The organism is Gordonia sp. SGD-V-85 (assembly GCF_001456905.1).
In the GTDB taxonomy this organism is placed as follows: domain Bacteria; phylum Actinomycetota; class Actinomycetes; order Mycobacteriales; family Mycobacteriaceae; genus Gordonia; species Gordonia hongkongensis.
The window spans coordinates 85,032-102,413 of record NZ_LNQO01000015.1; the positions used below are offsets into that span (position 1 = coordinate 85,032).

Consider the following 17,382-nt stretch of genomic DNA (forward strand, 5'->3'; position numbering starts at 1 on the left):
GCGGACCCGCGGGAGACCCGGCCCGCGCTCGGCGCACACGAGTGTACTGGTGGGCCCGATGGGTGGAGCAGGGTGCGATTGTCGGTGTAGTGGCCGCGGCCAATAGGATGGTGTCCTGTGACTCCCGCCGACCTGGCCGCGCTGCTGCGCGACGTGACCCTGACCGTGGTCCGCGACCGCGGACTGGACGAGAACCTGGTGCCCGACTCCATCGTCGTCGAGCGCCCCCGTCACGCTGACCACGGCGACTATTCCACCAACGTCGCCCTGCAGATGGGCAAGCGGCTCGGCGTGAACCCGCGGGAACTCGCCGGCTGGCTCGCGGAGGCGTTCGCCGCGGCCGAGGGTGTCGCGAAGGCCGAGATCGCCGGTCCCGGGTTCGTGAACCTCTGGCTCGGGGCCGCCGCGCAGAACACCGTCGTCGCGGCGGTGCTGGCCCGGGGTGCGGACTACGGCCGCGGAAACGAACTCGCCGGCTCGGTCATCAACCTCGAATTCGTGTCGGCCAATCCGACCGGGCCGATCCACCTGGGCGGTACCCGCTGGGCGGCCGTCGGCGACGCGCTCGGCCGCGTGCTGGCCGCTCGCGGTGGTGCGGTCACGCGCGAGTACTACTTCAACGACCACGGTGCCCAGATCGACCGGTTCGCCCGGTCGCTGGAGGCCGCGGCACTGGGCAACCCGACCCCGGAGGACGGCTACGCGGGCGATTACATCGCCGACATCGCCGCGAAGGTCGTCGAGACGGTCCCCGAGGTGCTGTCGCAGCCCGACGCCGACCGCCTCGAGACGTTCCGTTCGGTCGGGGTGGACCTGATGTTCACCCACATCAAGCAGAGCCTCCACGACTTCGGCACCGACTTCGACGTCTTCACCCATGAGGACAAGATGTTCGCCACCGGCCTCGTCGACGAGTGCATCGGCGAGCTCAAGGCCAACGGCAACCTGTACGAGAAGGACGGCGCGTGGTGGCTGCGGTCCACCGAGTTCGGTGACGACAAGGACCGTGTGGTCCTCAAGAGCGACGGCAACGCCGCCTACATCGCGGGCGACATCGCCTACTACCGTGACAAGCGCAACCGCGGCTTCAACCTCTGCATCTACATGCTCGGCGCCGATCACCACGGGTACATCAGCCGGCTCAAGGCCGCGGCGGCGGCGCTCGGCGACGACCCGGCCACCGTCGAGGTGCTGATCGGCCAGATGGTCAACCTCGTGCGCGACGGCACGCCGGTCCGTATGAGCAAGCGTGCCGGCACGGTCATCACGCTCGACGACCTCGTCGACGCGGTCGGCGTCGACGGCGCGCGCTATTCGCTGATCCGCTCGTCGGTCGACGTCAACATCGACATCGATCTCGACCTGCTCACCAAACAGTCCAACGACAACCCGGTGTACTACGTGCAGTACGCCCACGCGCGGATGTCCGCACTGGCCCGCAACGCCGCTGACCTCGGGGTCGTGTCGTCGCTGGACCATCTCGACCTGCTCGACGATCCCGCCGAGGGCGAATTGATCCGCACCATCGGCGATTTCGACGATGTCGTCGCGACCGCCGCCACGTTGCGCGAGCCGCACCGGGTCTGTCGCTACCTCGAGGTCCTCGCCGGCACCTACCACCGGTTCTATGCCAAGTGCCGTGTCCTGCCGCAGGGTGACGAAAAACCGGCGGACATCCACCGGGCCCGGCTCGCCCTGTGCGAGGCCACCCGTCAGGTCCTGGCCAATGGGCTGGGTCTCGTCGGCGTCACCGCGCCGGAGCAGATGTGAACGCCCACCCCGCCGGCCCCCGGCACGCCGAACTGCTGGCCGCGCCCCATCTCGCCGAGCGTCCGAACGACCCGGCCGTGCTCGCCGCCATCCCCGCACAGGTGTGGCCACGCAACGCATCCCGCGACGAATCGGGCGAGCTGCGGTTGGCCGGCGTGCCGGTGAGTCAGCTCGCCGAAGAGTTCGGGACGCCGGCGTTCGTCGTGGACGAGGCCGACTTCCGGTCGCGCTGCCGGGACATGATGGCGGCGTTCGGCCCGTACGGGCGAGTGCACTATGCGTCGAAGGCGTTCCTGAGCACCGAGATCGCGCGCTGGGTCGACGACGAGGGGCTGTCCCTGGACGTCTGCAGCGGTGGTGAACTCGCCATCGCACTGCGCGCCGGTTTCCCGCCGGAGCGAATCGCATTGCACGGCAACAACAAGAGCGTCGACGAGCTGCGCGCTGCGGTCGATGCCGGAATCGGGCACGTCGTCCTCGACTCGATGATCGAGATCGATCGGCTCGACGCGATCGCCGGCGAACGCGGTGTCGTCGCCGACGTGCTGGTGCGCGTGACCGTCGGTGTCGAAGCGCACACCCACGAGTTCATCTCGACCGCACACGAGGACCAGAAGTTCGGATTCTCGCTCGCCGGTGGGATCGCGATGGAAGCCATCCGGCGGGTCTTCGCGACCGACAACCTCAGGCTTGTGGGTCTGCACAGCCACATCGGGTCGCAGATCTTCGACATGGACGGATTCGAGCTGGCCGCCCACCGGGTGCTCGGACTGCTCCGCGACGTCGTCGGCGAGTTCGGTGTCGAGAAGACCGCGCAGATGTCGGTCGTCGATCTCGGTGGCGGACTGGGGATCTCGTACCTCCCCGACGAGCGTCCGCTGCCGGTGCAGAAGGTGGCGGAGACGCTCGCGGCGATCGTCGAGCGGGAGTCGGCAGCACTCGGGCTGCCCATGCCGACCATCGCCGTCGAACCGGGCCGCGCCATCGCCGGTCCCGGCACGATCACGCTGTATCGCGTCGGCACCGTGAAGGACGTCGCACTCGGCGGCGGCGCCGTACGACGCTACGTCTCCGTCGACGGCGGCATGAGCGACAACATCCGCACCGTTCTCTACGACGCCGAATACGACGTGCGGCTCGTGTCCCGGGTGTCGGAGGCCCGTGCGGTGGTGTGCCGGGTCGTGGGAAAGCATTGCGAGAGCGGCGACATCGTGATCAAGGACTGTTGGCTGCCGGAGGATCTCGGCCCCGGCGACCTGATCGCGGTGGCGGCGACCGGTGCCTACTGCTACTCGATGTCGAGCCGATACAACATGACCATGAGACCGCCCGTGGTGGCGGTGGCCGACGGGAACGCCCGGCTACTGCTGCGCCGGGAGACCATCGACGACTTCCTCAGCCTGGAGGTGGGCCTGTGACCGAATCCGTGCAGAACACAAGTGGCGCAACCGATGCGGACTCGCGCACCATCGGTGTCGCGGTGCTCGGCATGGGCAATGTCGGTGCCGAGGTGGTGCGCATCATCACCGACAACGCCGACGACCTCCGGGCGCGCGTCGGGGCTCCCGTGGAGATCCGCGGCGTCGCGGTGCGGGATCTCGGCCGTCCCCGCAAGATCGCGCAGGATCTCCTGACCGACGACCCGGCGGCACTCGTCGCGCGCGACGACGTCGACATCGTCGTGGAGTTGATGGGCGGCATCGACCCGGCCCGCGGTCTGATCCGGTCGGCGCTCGAGAGCGGCAAGTCGGTGGTGACGGCGAACAAGGCGCTCCTCGCCGAATACACCGGCGAACTCGCGACCGCCGCGGCAGATGCCAAGGTGGACCTCTACTTCGAGGCCGCGGTCGCCGGCGCCATCCCGGTCATCCGTCCGCTGATGCAGTCGCTGGCCGGCGACACCGTCGAGCGGGTCAACGGCATCGTCAACGGCACCACCAACTTCATCCTCTCCGCGATGGACGAGACGGGCGCCGACTACGCCGACACCCTCGCCGAGGCCGGCCGCCTCGGATATGCCGAAGCCGATCCGACGGCCGACGTCGAGGGCTACGACGCCGCGGCCAAGGCGGCGATCCTCGCCTCGATCGCCTTCCACACGCGGGTCACGGCGGCCGATGTGCACCGCGAGGGCATCTCCTCGGTCACGTCCGCGGACCTGGTCGCGGCCAAGAAGTTCGACTGCACGATCAAACTGCTCTCGATCTGCGAGCGCGTCCGCGACGCCAATGGCGCGCAACGGATCTCGGCGCGCGTGTACCCCGCGCTGATTCCGCTGACCCACCCGCTGGCGACCGTGAACGGCGCGTTCAACGCCGTCGTCGTGGAAGCCGAGAACGCCGGGCGGCTGATGTTCTACGGGCAGGGTGCCGGGGGATCACCGACGGCATCCGCGGTTCTCGGCGACATGGTCATGGCCGCCCGCAACCGCGTGCACGGCGGGCGCGGACCGCTCGAGTCGACCTACGCCTCCCTGCCCGTCGCCCCGATCGACGACGTGTTCACGCGGTATTACGTCTCGATGCGGGTGGCCGACAAGCCCGGCGTGCTGGCGCAGGTCGCGGGGGAGTTCTCGAAGCGGTCGGTCAGCATCGCCGCGGTGCGCCAGGAGGGTGCGGGCGACGACGCCCGCCTGATCCTGGTCACCCACCGCGCCCCCGACCGAGCTCAATCGGATTGTGTTGCGGCGCTTGAAGACATGGACGCCGTCATCAAGGTGTCGAGTGTGTTGCGATTGGAAGGTACCGATGACTGAAGCGACTTCTACGCCTGTGCACCGCGCGTGGCCGGGCCTCATCGAGGCCTACCGGTCGCGGTTGCCCGTCGCCGACGACTGGAAGGTCGTCACGCTGCTCGAGGGTGGCACCCCGCTGATCAGTGCGCCGCATCTGTCGTCGCTGACCGGCTGCGAGGTCTACCTCAAGGTGGAGGGCCTCAACCCCACCGGTTCGTTCAAGGACCGCGGCATGACGATGGCCGTCAGCAACGCGGTCAACAACGGCAAGACCGCGGTCCTGTGCGCATCCACGGGCAACACCTCGGCATCAGCCGCCGCATACGCCACCCGGGCCGGGATCACCTGCGCCGTCCTGATCCCGCAGGGCAAGATCGCGATGGGCAAGCTCGCTCAGGCGGTCATGCACGGCGCCAAGATCATCCAGGTCGAGGGCAACTTCGACGACTGTCTCGAACTCGCGCGCAAGGCGACCGCCGAGTTCACCGAGATCGAACTCGTGAACTCGGTCAACCCGGCGCGGATCGAGGGTCAGAAGACCGCCGCCTTCGAGATCGTCGACGTGCTGGGCCGTGCCCCCGACGTCCACGCTCTGCCGGTCGGCAACGCGGGCAACATCACCGCGTACTGGAAGGGCTACAAGGAGTATCACGCCGACGGCGTCTCGTCGTCGGTGCCGCGCATGCTCGGTGTCCAGGCCGCCGGCGCCGCGCCGCTGGTGAACGGTGCGCCGGTGAAAGACCCGGAGACCGTCGCCACCGCCATCCGCATCGGCTCCCCGGCCAGCTGGAACCAGGCCGTCGCCGCGAAGCACGAGTCGAACGGGCAGTTCCTGGCGGCCACCGACGAGAAGCTGCTCGAGGCCTACCGCCTCGTCGCCGGCAAGGAGGGCGTGTTCGTCGAGCCGGCGTCGGCGGCCAGCGTCGCGGGTCTGCTCGCCGCGAGTGCCGACGGCTGGATCGAGCGGGGCTCGACCGTGGTGTGCACGGTCACCGGCAACGGTCTGAAGGACCCCGACACCGCGCTGGCGGGCATCCCGGCGGTCGAGGCCATTCCGGTGGACCCGGTGGCGGTCGCGAATGCTCTCGGTGTCGGCTGACGGGGCCGGGTCCGCGGCGGCTGCCGCGGGAACGGTGCCGGTAGGGCTCTCGACGAGGGTCCGCGTGCCCGCCTCCAGTGCCAATCTGGGGCCCGGATTCGACTGTCTCGGAATAGCTCTCGGAATCTACGACGAGGTGATCGTCGAGACGGTCCCGGATGGCGTCACCCTCGAGGTCGAGGGTGAGGGCGCCGACGCCGTGCCCCGCGACGACTCGCACCTCGTGGTGCGGGCGCTCACCCGCGGACTGGCACACGCCGGGCTGCGGGCCCCCGGTCTGACATTGCGCTGCGTCAACCGGATCCCGCATTCGCGGGGTCTGGGTTCGTCCGCCGCCGCCGCGGTGTCGGGTCTCGCCGCCGCGTCGGGCCTGATCTCGGCCGCCGGCCTCGGTCCGGGGCTCTCGGCCGACGAACTGGTACAACTGTCCAGCGAATTCGAGGGCCACCCCGACAACGCGGCCGCGAGCGTGCTCGGCTCGGCGGTCGTCACGTGGACCGAATCGGCCGACGGCGTCGCCTCGTATCACGCGCACCGCCTCCCGGTGCACCCCGACATCTACGCAACGGTCTTCGTGCCCGACACCGAGTCGTCGACGTCGTTCACCCGCGGACTGCTCCCGGATTCGGTCCCGCGCGCCGACGCCGTGTTCAACCTGAGCCGGTCGGCCCTCGCCGTCGTCGCGCTGACCACCGATCCGCGCAACCTCATGGCCGCGTCCCAGGATCGGCTGCACCAGCCGTACCGGGCGTCGGCGATGGCGCCGACGCACGATCTGGTCAGCGCGCTGCGTGCGCGTGGACATGCCGCGACCGTGTCCGGAGCGGGACCGACCGTCCTGGTGCTCGGTACGGCGCCGGTGCCCGCCGAGATCCGTCAGCTGGCGCAGGGCCTCGGATTCGACGCCCGGTCGGTCGCCGTCGCCGGCGGCGTCGAGATCACCGTCGGCTGATCGGCGTCGTCCGCACGACCGCCGGAGTGAATGCGCATTCATTTGGCGCTTCCGGCGTGTTGCCCCTATCATGCGAACGGGGTTACCATATTCTGGTCTAGCCGCGCAGGCTTGTCCTGCCGCTTCTCATCCTTCACCGATCGGAGATGACCGGCTGTGTATCCGGGCCGGGGTCATGGATCTCTGTCGACGGTGCCGAAGCGCAGGTGTTTCCGGGCACGCTCGCAGCGGACCACACATTCTCACCGTCCACCGCGGACGGACTCCCTAGCGCACAGAAGCAGGGAAACGTAGACCTCACGCAGTTCTCGTCTGCGGGAGGAACGAAAGGACTTCCGTGACCGATACGGACCTGATCACCGCACCTGCCGAGCAGGAATCCGCGGGTTCGGCCGGCCCCGACTCGGGACGACCGGCCACCAAGACACGTGCACGAACCGGCCTGTCCGGCATGGTGCTCAGCGAACTGCGGACGGTCGCCGGTGAACTCGGCATCAAGGGCACCTCCGGGATGCGCAAGGGCGATCTGATCGCCGCGATCAAGGAGCGCCAGGCGGGTGGCGACGCCCCGGCCGCGAAGAGCGCTCCCGCCCGGTCGAAGGCCGGCACGTCGAAGCCGGCGACGAACGACGACCAACTGACCATCGGCGACTCCCCGGCAACGGCCGGGGCGGACTCGACCGAGAAGAACGACGCCCCCCGGAGCGGCGCGCGCACCCAGCGCGGCGCCGGCCGCAAGGCCGCTGCCGCCGACGCACCGGCCGAGGCGTCGTCCACCGAGACCGCGAACGCCGACGCTTCGGGACCAACGAACAACCCGGCTGCCACCCAGGCCGACGGCTCGAGGAACGGCGCCGACGCGGTGAAGTCCGAGGCCCAGGCCGGGGATGCACCCAAGGGTGGCAGCGCTTCCGAGACCGACTCGTCGGAGACCGGTGCGGGACGCGAGCGACGCCGCGGCCGTGACGGCTCGGGCGAGGCCGCGGGTGACTCCGACGGCAACGACCAGCGCACTCGCCGCAACCGCAACCAGAACCGCGACAACCAGAATCGCGACGGGGGCCAGAACCGCGACAAGCAGAACCGCGACGGCAACCAGAACCGCGACGGAAATCAGAACCGTGACGGGGGCCAGAACCGCGACGGTGGTCAGGACGACGACGGCGAGGGCGGCGGTCGCCGTCGGGGTCGCCGGTTCCGTGAGCGTCGTCGCGGCCAGAATCGCGACACCCCGAACGAGCCGCAGGTGTCCGACGATGACGTGTTGCAGCCCGTCGCCGGCATCCTCGACGTGCTCGACAACTACGCCTTCGTGCGCACCTCGGGGTACCTCGCCGGTCCGAACGACGTCTACGTCTCGATGAACCTGGTCCGCAAGAACGGACTTCGACGCGGCGACGCGATCACCGGTGCGGTCAAGGTGCCGCGCGAGGGCGACCAGCAGAACCAGCGCCAGAAGTTCAACCCGCTGGTGCGGCTGGACACCGTCAACGGCGGAGACGTCGAGACGGCCAAGCGTCGCCCCGAGTTCAACAAGCTCACGCCGCTGTACCCGAACCAGCGCCTGCGGCTGGAGACCACCCCCGAACGACTCGACACCCGTGTGATCGATCTGATCATGCCGATCGGCAAGGGGCAGCGGGCCCTGATCGTGTCGCCGCCGAAGGCCGGTAAGACGACGATCCTGCAGGACATCGCCAACGCGATCGCGACCAACAATCCCGAATGCCACCTCATGGTCGTCCTCGTCGACGAGCGTCCCGAGGAGGTCACGGACATGCAGCGTTCGGTGCGGGGTGAGGTCATCGCCTCGACCTTCGATCGGCCGCCGTCAGACCACACCTCGGTGTCCGAGCTCGCGATCGAGCGCGCCAAGCGACTCGTCGAGAGCGGGAAAGACGTTGTGGTGCTGCTGGACTCGATCACCCGTCTGGGTCGTGCGTACAACAACGCGTCGCCCGCGTCGGGTCGGATCCTGTCCGGTGGTGTCGATTCGACCGCGCTGTACCCGCCGAAGCGGTTCCTGGGTGCGGCGCGCAACATCGAGAACGGCGGATCGCTGACGATCATCGCCTCGGCGCTCGTCGAGACCGGCTCCACCGGCGACACGGTGATCTTCGAGGAGTTCAAGGGCACCGGCAACGCCGAGCTCAAGCTCGACCGCAAGATCTCCGAGCGCCGGGTGTTCCCGGCGGTGGACGTCAACCTGTCGAGTACTCGTAAGGACGAGCTGCTGCTGTCGCCGGAGGAATTCTCCATCGTGCACAAGCTGCGTCGCGTGCTCTCGGGTCTCGACTCGCAGCAGGCCATCGACCTGCTGATCAGTCAGCTCAAGAAGACCAAGACGAACATCGAGTTCCTGATGACCGTGCAGAAGACCGCACCGGGCGGGAACAACGACGACTGAGTTCGTCCGGCATATCCCCGCTCCCTGAGGAGCGAGCTCGCGAGCGTCATATCCCCGCTCCCTGAGGAGCGAGCTTGCGAGCGTCACGAAGGGTCCTGGTGAGACGACGGGTTGCGAAGACCCTTCGTGACGCGCCCTCCGCAAGCTCCGGGCGCTCCTCAGGGAGCGGGGTTGGACGCGCCCTCCGCAAGCTCCGGGCGCTCCTCAGGGAGCGGGGTTGGACGCGCCCTCCGCACGCTTCGGGTGCTCCTCAGGAGCAGGGGGCAGGTCGTTCTCTCGGCTTGGAGAAGCAGTGGGACGGTACGGGTGCGCGACTCGCGCGGTACCCTCTCAGCCGGCGAGGTCGGCCGCCAGGTGTTGCCACGCCTGCGCACTCGGCGGTGCGACGGCCCCGGTCTGGGTCACGATCAGCGCGCACTCGCCTCCGCGGCTGTAGATCTCGAGTGATCCCGAGCGGTCCCACACCCCGCGGGGCCACGTCACCCAGCACTCGCCGACGAGATCGAAGTTGATCATCACGCGGGTGCTGCCGGATGCCAGCACCATCTGGCCCCGATGCTCGCGGGCTCCGTCGAGACGGTCCTGGCGCATCTGGATGCATCCCGGCGCCGCCGTCGCGAAGGTCACGGTCATCCCCAGTCCCGCTGCGTGCTCGAGTGCGGCGATCACCGCACGTGTCTCGACGCGGACGGTACGCGCGCAGTCGAGATGGGGGAGGGCCGCCAGGCGGGCGACACCTCCGTCGGTGAGTACCGCGTCGAATTGTGCGACCTGATCGTCGTCGATCGAGGCGGACGGCTCCACGCACTGTGGCGCAGGCGAATCCACGAAGGGCCCATCGAGGACCGCGGCCGCGCCGGTGCAGGTCATCGCCTCGAACGCCAGCCGGTCGGAGTTCTCCGTCAGGTAGGTGGCGTGAGCGGTGTTGCCGCGGTGGTCGAACAGTCGCAGGGTCGGCGGAACGTGGGCGGCGGGATCGCTGAGCAACGCCGACGACAAGCGAGAGGGGTTGAGCCGCAGTGCGATCTGCTGCGAGTCGACACGTAGCGGACCGCCCACGGCCGTCGGGAGGTCATGGACTCCGACCGCGTTCATGATCACCGGACCGGCAACGGTGACGCCGACGACCTGGGCCAGACCGGGCAGGCGCGCGGCGACCGCGGGGACGTCGTGATTCACCGAGGATTCCGCGAATCCGGCTGTCCGCAGCAGGATCTCGAGATCGCTGCGGGCGTGCGGATGGTCCCCGGCGGAGTGGGTCATCTCAGTAGACGTCGCGAGAGTAGCGATTCTCCGCGCGCAGGCGATCGACGTACGCCACGGCCTGGTCGGGCTCGAGACCACCGTGTTCGGCGACGATCTCGTGCAGCGCCGCGTCGACGTCGTCGGCCATCGTCGTGGCGTCGCCGCACACGTACAGATGCGCGCCGGCCTCGAGCCACGCGAACAGCTCACCGCCGTGTTCGCACATCCGGTCCTGGACGTAGATCTTGTGTTCCTGATCGCGGGAGAAGGCGAGGTCGAGCCGGTCGAGAAGCCCGTCGGTGACGAACCGGTCGAGCTCCTCGGCATAGAGGTAGTCGTGGCCGCGATGCTGGTCACCGAAGAACAGCCAGTTGCCGCCGGGTGCGCCGGCCGCGGCCCGCTCATGCAGGAAACCGCGGAACGGGGCGATGCCGGTGCCCGGGCCGATCATGATGGCCGAGACGTCGTCGGCGGGCAGCCGGAACTTCTTGTTGGGGGAGATGAAGACGGGCACGGTGTCGCCGGGCGCGCAGCGGTCGGCCAGGTGGGTGGAGCACACACCTCCGCGATCCCGGTCGGCGACGCGGTAGCGCACCGTGGCCATCGTGATGTGGACGGTGTCGCCGTGGACCCGCGGGCTCGACGACATCGAGTACTCGCGGTGCGCGAGGGGACTCAACTCCTCGAGCAGTTCCTCGGGAGTCGGGGTGAAGGTCGGGTCCAGATCCAGCAGATCGAGGACGTCGAGTCCGTGGAGCCACGCGTCGAGTGCCTGCGGGTCACCGGCGTCGAGAAGTCGGGCGAGTTCGGGGTGTCCGGTGCGTTCGGCGACGACCCGGACGAGGTACTTCGACGGCGCGCCGATCTCGTACCTGCTGGTCAGTGCCTCGCGCAGGGTATAGGTCGCCTTGCGGTCGGCGATGATCTCGTCGCCCACCGCGCGCAGCCGGGCGAGCAGGAGATCGACCAGCGCGGGATCGTTCGTCGGAGCGATGCCGATGCCGTCGCCGGGCTCGTAGGTGATGCCGCTGTCGCCGAGATCGAGTTCGAGATGCCGGACCTCCTTGGCCGATCCGGGACCGGAGAGGAGTTCGTTCCGCACGACCGTCGCCGGGTAGGGATTGCGCCGGTTCCACGGCGATCGGGCCGTCTTGCCGGTACGACGGGCGGGGGAGGTCCGTGCGGTGTCGACTGCGAGGCTGCTGCCGGTGGAGGCGGCGTCGTACATCGAGGATTCCTTCGGGGACGGGGTGCGGGGGAGCGTGTGCCGCCGACAGGGCGGGCGACGCCACGGTACTACACTTAGGCAACCCTTACGAGGATCGCGATCTGCGTCACGTGCAGTGGAGTGCGGGTGGCCGTGCCGGGAATGGATCCGAGCGGCCTGCCGTTGAGGCACCTGCGACCGCGGTGACCGGGATTTTTCCCGGGTGATGCCCCCGTGGCATACTGATCGGTCGAGTCCGGTTCCGGTTCACACCGTCGACAAGCGACGGTGACCCGGCGACCTCAGAAAGGGACAGTCAGACATGAAGCAGGGAATCCACCCCGAGTACGCGACGACCACCGTCGTCTGCGGCTGCGGCAACACCTTCGAGACCCGCAGCACCGCTGCCAACGGTCGGATCAACGTCGAGGTCTGCTCGCAGTGCCACCCGTTCTACACGGGCAAGCAGAAGATCCTCGACACCGGCGGCCGCGTTGCCCGGTTCGAGAAGCGCTACGGCAAGCGCGCCAAGTAGACCACGCTGCGACGCCCGCCCGACGATGTCGGGACGGGCGTCGCTGTGTTTTCCGGTCAGAGTTCTTCCCGGTGTCGCCGATCATCCGGCGTGCGCCGGTCGACAAGTGAGGTCGCCTTCATGAGTACGCAGAGTCCCTCGGCCATCGACGACATCCTGGCCGAGCACTCGGGTCTCGAACGCCAGCTGGCCGATCCCGCCCTGCACGACGATCCCGCCGCGGCCCGTCGCGTCGGCAAGCGATTCGCCGAGCTCGCGCCCGTCATGGCGACCTACACCCGGTTGAAGGCGGCACGCGAGGATCTCGAGGCCGCACGGGAACTGGCCGCCGATGACGCGTCGTTCGCCGCCGAGATCCCCTCTCTCGAAGAGGCCGTCGAGGAACTCGACGCGACGTTGACCGACCTGCTCGCCCCGCGCGACCCCCACGACGCCGACGACGTGGTCTTGGAGATCAAATCCGGTGCGGGCGGCGAGGAATCGGCACTGTTCGCGGCGGACCTGGCCCGGATGTACCTCAAGTACTGCGAGCGTCACGGCTGGAAGGCGCAGGTGCTCGGCGTGACCGAGTCCGATCTCGGCGGCTACAAAGAGGCCACCTTCTCGATCAAGTCGAAAGAGGCCGTGCGCGACGGGGTCTGGTCGCGACTGAAGTTCGAGGGCGGTGTGCACCGCGTCCAGCGGGTGCCGGTCACCGAGTCGCAGGGCCGCATCCACACGTCGGCGGCCGGGGTGCTGATCTACCCCGAGCCCGAAGAGGTGGCCGAGGTGACGATCGACGAATCGGAACTGCGCATCGACGTCTACCGCTCGTCCGGCAAGGGCGGCCAGGGCGTGAACACCACCGATTCGGCGGTCCGGATCACCCACCTGCCCACCGGAATCGTCGTCACATGCCAGAACGAACGTTCGCAGTTGCAGAACAAGGCGCGCGCGATGCAGGTCCTCGCCGCCCGGCTGCAGTCCGCAGCCGAGGAAGAAGCGGAGGCCGCCGCCGCGCAGGGTCGTGCGGCCCAGATCCGCACCGTGGACCGGTCCGAGCGGATCCGGACCTACAACTTCCCCGAGAACCGCATCACCGATCACCGCATCGGTTACAAGGCCAGCAATCTCGACGCGGTGCTCGCCGGTGACATGGACAACCTGCTCGACGCGCTCGTCGCCGCGGACCGGCAGGCCCGCATGGAAGCGGAATAGGTGTTGTGACCGGCAGGCCGACCCCGGTGCTGGACGAACTGCGTGCCGCAACCGCCCGTCTCGCCGCGTCCGGGATCGACTCCGCCCGCCGTGACGCCGAATGGCTGATGGCGCACGTGCTCGGGATCGATGCGGGCCGTCTCGTGCTGGTGGACGCGATCGACGACGCGCCGGCCCGCGCGTTCCGGTCCGCGATCGACCTGCGGTCGCAGCGAATTCCGTTGCAGCACATCATCGGGACCGCCGCGTTCGGCCCGGTCGAGCTGGCCGTCGGCCCCGGAGTGTTCATCCCCCGGCCGGAGACCGAGTACCTCCTCGAATGGGCGGTCGACCGACTCCGCGCCACCCCCGGGCCGCATTCCGCGGCTGATTTCTGCAGCGGCAGTGGGGCACTGGCGATCGGCATCGCCGCGATGAGTCCGGCGACCCGGGTCGTGGCGGTCGAGGCCGACGAGGATGCGCTGGTGTGGTTGCGTCGCAACGTCGCCGCCGCGACACCGGCCGGCGGGTCACGGGTCGACGTGGTCGCCGCGGACGTCACCGATCCGGATCAGGTCGCGGGAGCCATCCCGGCCGGCAGCGTGTCGGTCCTGGTCACGAACCCGCCCTACGTGCCGCTCGACGCCGTGGTCGGACCCGAGGTCGCCCACGACCCGGCTCGCGCGGTCTTCGGCGGCGCGGACGGGATGTCGGTCATCGTGCCGATGGTGCCGGTCATCGCCCGCACGCTGACGCCGGGTGGCGTCGTCGGGATCGAACACGACGACACGACCGCCGACGCCGTCGTGTCGTGCCTGCACGCGCACGGCGACTTCGAGGAAGTCACCCGGCACACGGATCTGACGGGCCGGCCGAGGTTCGTGACGGCGCGCCGACGGCAGGCCGGGTCCGTCGGACGCGGCATGGCAGGATGATCGCGTGAGCACTGTTTTCGACTGCAACGATCCACAGAACCGCTCGTCGGGGATTCGGGCGGCGGTCGGGGCGGCGAAGGCCGGACGGCTGATCGTGATGCCCACCGACACGCTCTACGGCGTCGGATGCGACGCGTTCGATTCCGACGCCGTCGGTGCGCTGCTGGCGGCCAAGCACCGCGGCCGGGACATGCCGGTGCCGGTCCTGGTCGGCTCTTGGCACTCGATCGACGGACTGGTCCTCTCGGTGCCGCAGCCTGCCCGCGACCTGATCGAGGCCTTCTGGCCGGGCGGCCTGAGTCTGGTTGTCCGACAAGCACCCTCGCTGGCGTGGGACCTCGGCGACACCGACGGCACCGTCATGCTGCGGATGCCGCTGCACCCGGTCGCGATCGACGTTCTGCGCGAGGTGGGGCCGATGGCGGTCTCGAGCGCGAACGTCTCGGGGCGTCCGCCGGCGACCACCGCCGACGAGGCGCGCGAACAACTCGGTGACGAGATCGCGGTGTACCTCGACGGTGGCCCGGCGCCGGCCGCGCAGGCGTCGACGATCGTCGATGTCTCCGGGCCGAGTCCGCGCATCCTGCGCGAGGGCGCGGTCTCGACGGACGCCGTCGCCGACGTACTCGACACGGACCCGGCCGCGCTGCTCGCGGAGCGATGAGCCCCGACGCGCCGAGGTTCGGACCACACGGCGTCGAGGCGGGCAGCGCCCCGACCGGTGACGCCGCGGTCGACGCCCTGGTGAGCCGCGAGGTCGGCCGGCGCCGCGACACCTTGCAGCTGCTCGCCAGCGAGACCGAGCCGACGCCCGGGGTGCGTGCCGCGATGGCGTCGGTCTTCGACGCGAAGTATGCGGAAGGGTATCCCGGGGCGCGCTACCACGGCGGTTGTGAGGTGGCCGACGAGCTCGAGGAGCTCGCCGTCGGACGGGCCCGCGCGCTGTTCGGCGCCGAGTACGTCAATGTCCAGCCGCTGTCGGGGAGTGCGGCGAACCTCGCCGTCTATGCCGCCTTCGCCCAGCCCGGAGACCCGGTGCTCGCGCTGCGCCTCGAACACGGCGGCCACCAGACGCATGGTTCTCGGGCGAACTTCTCCGGCCGGTGGTTCTCGCCATTGCACTACGAGGTCCGCCGCGACGACGAACTCGTCGACTACGACCAGGTCCGGGATCTCGCGCTGGTGCACCGCCCCCGCATCCTCGTCGCCGGCGCCGCGTCCTACTCGCGGACGTTCGACTTTGCGTCCCTGCGCCGGATCGCCGACGAGGCCGAATGCATCCTCTGGGTCGACGCCGCACATCTCGCCGGGCACATCGCGGCCGGCCTGCTGCCCTCGCCGGTGCCGCACGCCGACATCGTCACCCTGTCCACCAACAAGGTGATCCGCGGTCCGCGCGGCGGGGTCATCCTCGCGCGGGCCGAACACGGCGAGGCCCTGCGCAAGGCGGTCTTCCCGTTCGTGCAGGGCGGTCCCGCGATGCACGCCGTCGCCGCGAAGGCGGTCGCCTGCGCGGAATCCGGTACCGACGAGTTCGCCGGCTACGTCCGTCGTGCGGTGGACAACGCCCGCGGTCTCGCCGCGGAACTGGCGTCTCGGGGCGCCCGGGTGGTGTCCGGCGGCACCGACATCCACCTCGCGGTCGTCGACGTCAGCGGCTTCGGCATCTCCGGGATGGAGGCGCAGCACCGGCTCGGCGCGGCCGGGATCGTCGTCGACAAGGCGGTCCTCCCGTTCGACACCCGCCCCGTCTCCGAGGGATCGGCGATCCGGATCGGTACGCCGGTGGCCACCGAGCGCGGCATGACCGCCGCGATGCATCCGGTCGTCGCCGACGCGATGGCCGCGGCGATGTCGACGCGCGACCGTGAGACACACGAGCGGATCCGTCGCGAGATCGCCGCGCTGGCCTACGGGTAGCGTGGTCGCAATGTCAGAGACCCTTGCCCGTCTGACACCGGTGGTGGCGCGATGACCGGTGCCGCACCGGTGTTGCTCGCCGCCGCCGCGGACGGGGGAGGGACGGGGGTCCCCCTGCGCGAGCTCCTGCTCGTGGGGCTCACGGCCGCGGCCATGACCTACCTCCTGACCTCGGCGGTCCGCGTCTTCGCGATCCGCGCCGGCGCGGTCGCCGTGCCGCGGGTCCGCGACGTGCACGTGATCCCGACACCTCGCCTCGGCGGGCTCGGGATGTTCGGTGGAGTGGTCGCCGGCATCGCGCTCGCCGCGAACCTCCCCGCGCTCAATCGCGGATTCGCCTACACCACGGACATGACGGCGGTGATCGCCGCCGGCACGGTGATCGTCCTCGTCGGCGTCGTCGACGACCGGTGGGGCCTGGACGCGCTGACCAAATTCGTCGGTCAGCTCACCGCCGCCGGCGTCCTGGTGCTGCTCGGCATCAGCTGGCTGCAGCTCTACATCCCGTTCGCCGACATCGGCACGCTGGTGCTCGACCCGCTGCAGGCCGGTCTCCTCACGGTCGCGATCACGGTCGCGACGATCAACGCGATCAACTTCGTCGACGGCCTCGACGGTCTGGCCGCGGGATTGGGACTCATCGCCGCGGCGGCGATCTGTATGTTCTCGCTCGGTCTGCTGCGCGACCAGGGCGGCGACGTCAGCTACTACCCCCCGGCCCTCATCTCGGTGGCACTGGCCGGCGCGTGCCTCGGATTCCTCCCGCACAACTTCTCGCCGGCACGGATCTTCATGGGTGACTCGGGTGCGATGCTGATCGGTCTGCTGCTCGCCGCGGCCTCCACGAGTGCCTCGGGCCGTATCGCCGTGAACGCCTACGGACCGGCCGACATCTTCACGCTGCTGTCCCCGCTGATCCTGGTCGCCGCCGTCGTCTTCATCCCGATGCTCGACATGCTGCTGGCGGTGATCCGGCGGACCCGGGCCGGCGTCGGTTTCTACACCCCGGACAAGATGCACCTGCACCACCGCCTGCTCGAACTCGGGCACTCGCAGCGCCGGGTCGCGCTGATCATCTATCTGTGGGTCGGGGTGCTCGCGTTCTCGGCGGCGGCCAGCACGCTGTTCCCGCTGTCGGTGGTCGCCCCGGCCTTCGGTGCGGGCCTCGTCGTCGCGATGCTGGTGACGATGGCGCCGCGCCTGCATCGACGCCTCGCCGAACTGCGAACGTCGACGAAGGCGTACCGCTGACCGGCGTCTGCGACCCTGTCATTTCCGTGAGGGCGATACCTGGGCCTAAGGTAAGGAAACCGTAAATTATCGTGTACTATCGCCCGTAGTAGTCAACATGTGCGCAGACCCGGACACAAAGCCCCGGTTCTGTCTCACACGACGCAATACC

At 69.4% G+C, this 17,382-nt stretch carries 14 protein-coding genes; 12 read left to right on the plus strand and 2 right to left on the minus strand.

Annotated features, from left to right (window positions below):
* Positions 1-117 precede the first annotated feature (117 nt).
* The 6 genes from argS to rho all read left to right on the plus strand — a co-directional run bounded on the left by argS (position 118) and on the right by rho (position 8,962).
* Entirely contained in the window at positions 118-1,770 is a 1,653-nt protein-coding gene (argS, locus tag AS181_RS17090; protein WP_058252745.1) for an arginine--tRNA ligase, read from the plus strand.
* Complete coding sequence (gene lysA, locus AS181_RS17095; protein WP_058252746.1) at positions 1,767-3,188, plus strand: diaminopimelate decarboxylase; 1,422 nt, start codon at positions 1,767-1,769, stop codon at positions 3,186-3,188. The genes argS and lysA overlap by 4 nt, the downstream gene beginning before the upstream one ends.
* Positions 3,185-4,525, plus strand: coding sequence for a homoserine dehydrogenase (locus tag AS181_RS17100; RefSeq protein WP_058252747.1), 1,341 nt, complete (start codon positions 3,185-3,187; stop codon positions 4,523-4,525). Before lysA ends, AS181_RS17100 begins: the two co-directional genes overlap by 4 nt.
* A complete protein-coding gene (gene thrC, locus AS181_RS17105; protein WP_058252748.1) occupies positions 4,518-5,603 on the plus strand; it encodes a threonine synthase in 1,086 nt (361 codons plus the stop codon). The genes AS181_RS17100 and thrC overlap by 8 nt, the downstream gene beginning before the upstream one ends.
* On the plus strand, positions 5,584-6,555 hold the full coding sequence (thrB, locus tag AS181_RS17110) for a homoserine kinase (RefSeq protein ID WP_058252749.1): 972 nt from the start codon (positions 5,584-5,586) through the stop codon (positions 6,553-6,555). Before thrC ends, thrB begins: the two co-directional genes overlap by 20 nt.
* A 337-nt stretch (positions 6,556-6,892) precedes the next feature.
* Positions 6,893-8,962: a transcription termination factor Rho gene (gene rho, locus AS181_RS17115; protein ID WP_058252750.1), complete on the plus strand. Its 2,070-nt coding sequence runs from the start codon at positions 6,893-6,895 to the stop codon at positions 8,960-8,962.
* Positions 8,963-9,292: 330 nt separating this feature from the next.
* Here the strand turns inward: rho and AS181_RS17120 are convergent, their stop codons facing one another.
* Positions 9,293-10,225, minus strand: a complete 933-nt coding sequence (locus tag AS181_RS17120; protein ID WP_058252751.1) for a heme transporter — start codon at positions 10,223-10,225, stop codon at positions 9,293-9,295.
* A 1-nt stretch (position 10,226) separates the two neighbouring features.
* Positions 10,227-11,435: a sulfite reductase subunit alpha gene (locus tag AS181_RS17125; protein WP_058252752.1), complete on the minus strand. Its 1,209-nt coding sequence runs from the start codon at positions 11,433-11,435 to the stop codon at positions 10,227-10,229.
* A 301-nt stretch (positions 11,436-11,736) separates the two neighbouring features.
* Between AS181_RS17125 and rpmE the strand changes: the two genes are divergently transcribed.
* The 6 genes from rpmE to AS181_RS17155 all read left to right on the plus strand — a co-directional run bounded on the left by rpmE (position 11,737) and on the right by AS181_RS17155 (position 17,231).
* Positions 11,737-11,949, plus strand: a complete 213-nt coding sequence (gene rpmE, locus AS181_RS17130; RefSeq protein WP_010842972.1) for a 50S ribosomal protein L31 — start codon at positions 11,737-11,739, stop codon at positions 11,947-11,949.
* Positions 11,950-12,069: 120 nt separating this feature from the next.
* Complete coding sequence (gene prfA, locus AS181_RS17135; protein ID WP_058252753.1) at positions 12,070-13,146, plus strand: peptide chain release factor 1; 1,077 nt, start codon at positions 12,070-12,072, stop codon at positions 13,144-13,146.
* A gap of 5 nt (positions 13,147-13,151) precedes the next feature.
* Positions 13,152-14,060 carry a N5-glutamine methyltransferase family protein gene (locus tag AS181_RS17140; RefSeq protein ID WP_058252754.1) on the plus strand — a complete coding sequence of 303 codons (909 nt, stop codon included), beginning with the start codon at positions 13,152-13,154 and terminating at the stop codon, positions 14,058-14,060.
* Between the two features lie 4 nt (positions 14,061-14,064).
* A complete protein-coding gene (locus AS181_RS17145; protein ID WP_058252755.1) occupies positions 14,065-14,724 on the plus strand; it encodes an L-threonylcarbamoyladenylate synthase in 660 nt (219 codons plus the stop codon).
* The gene (gene glyA / locus AS181_RS17150) at positions 14,721-15,980 is read left to right on the plus strand and encodes a serine hydroxymethyltransferase (RefSeq protein WP_078112010.1); all 1,260 of its coding nucleotides are present in this window, start codon (positions 14,721-14,723) and stop codon (positions 15,978-15,980) included. The genes AS181_RS17145 and glyA overlap by 4 nt, the downstream gene beginning before the upstream one ends.
* 51 nt (positions 15,981-16,031) lie before the next feature.
* A complete protein-coding gene (locus tag AS181_RS17155) occupies positions 16,032-17,231 on the plus strand; it encodes a glycosyltransferase family 4 protein (RefSeq protein WP_058252756.1) in 1,200 nt (399 codons plus the stop codon).
* The last annotated feature ends 151 nt before the right edge of the window (positions 17,232-17,382 follow it).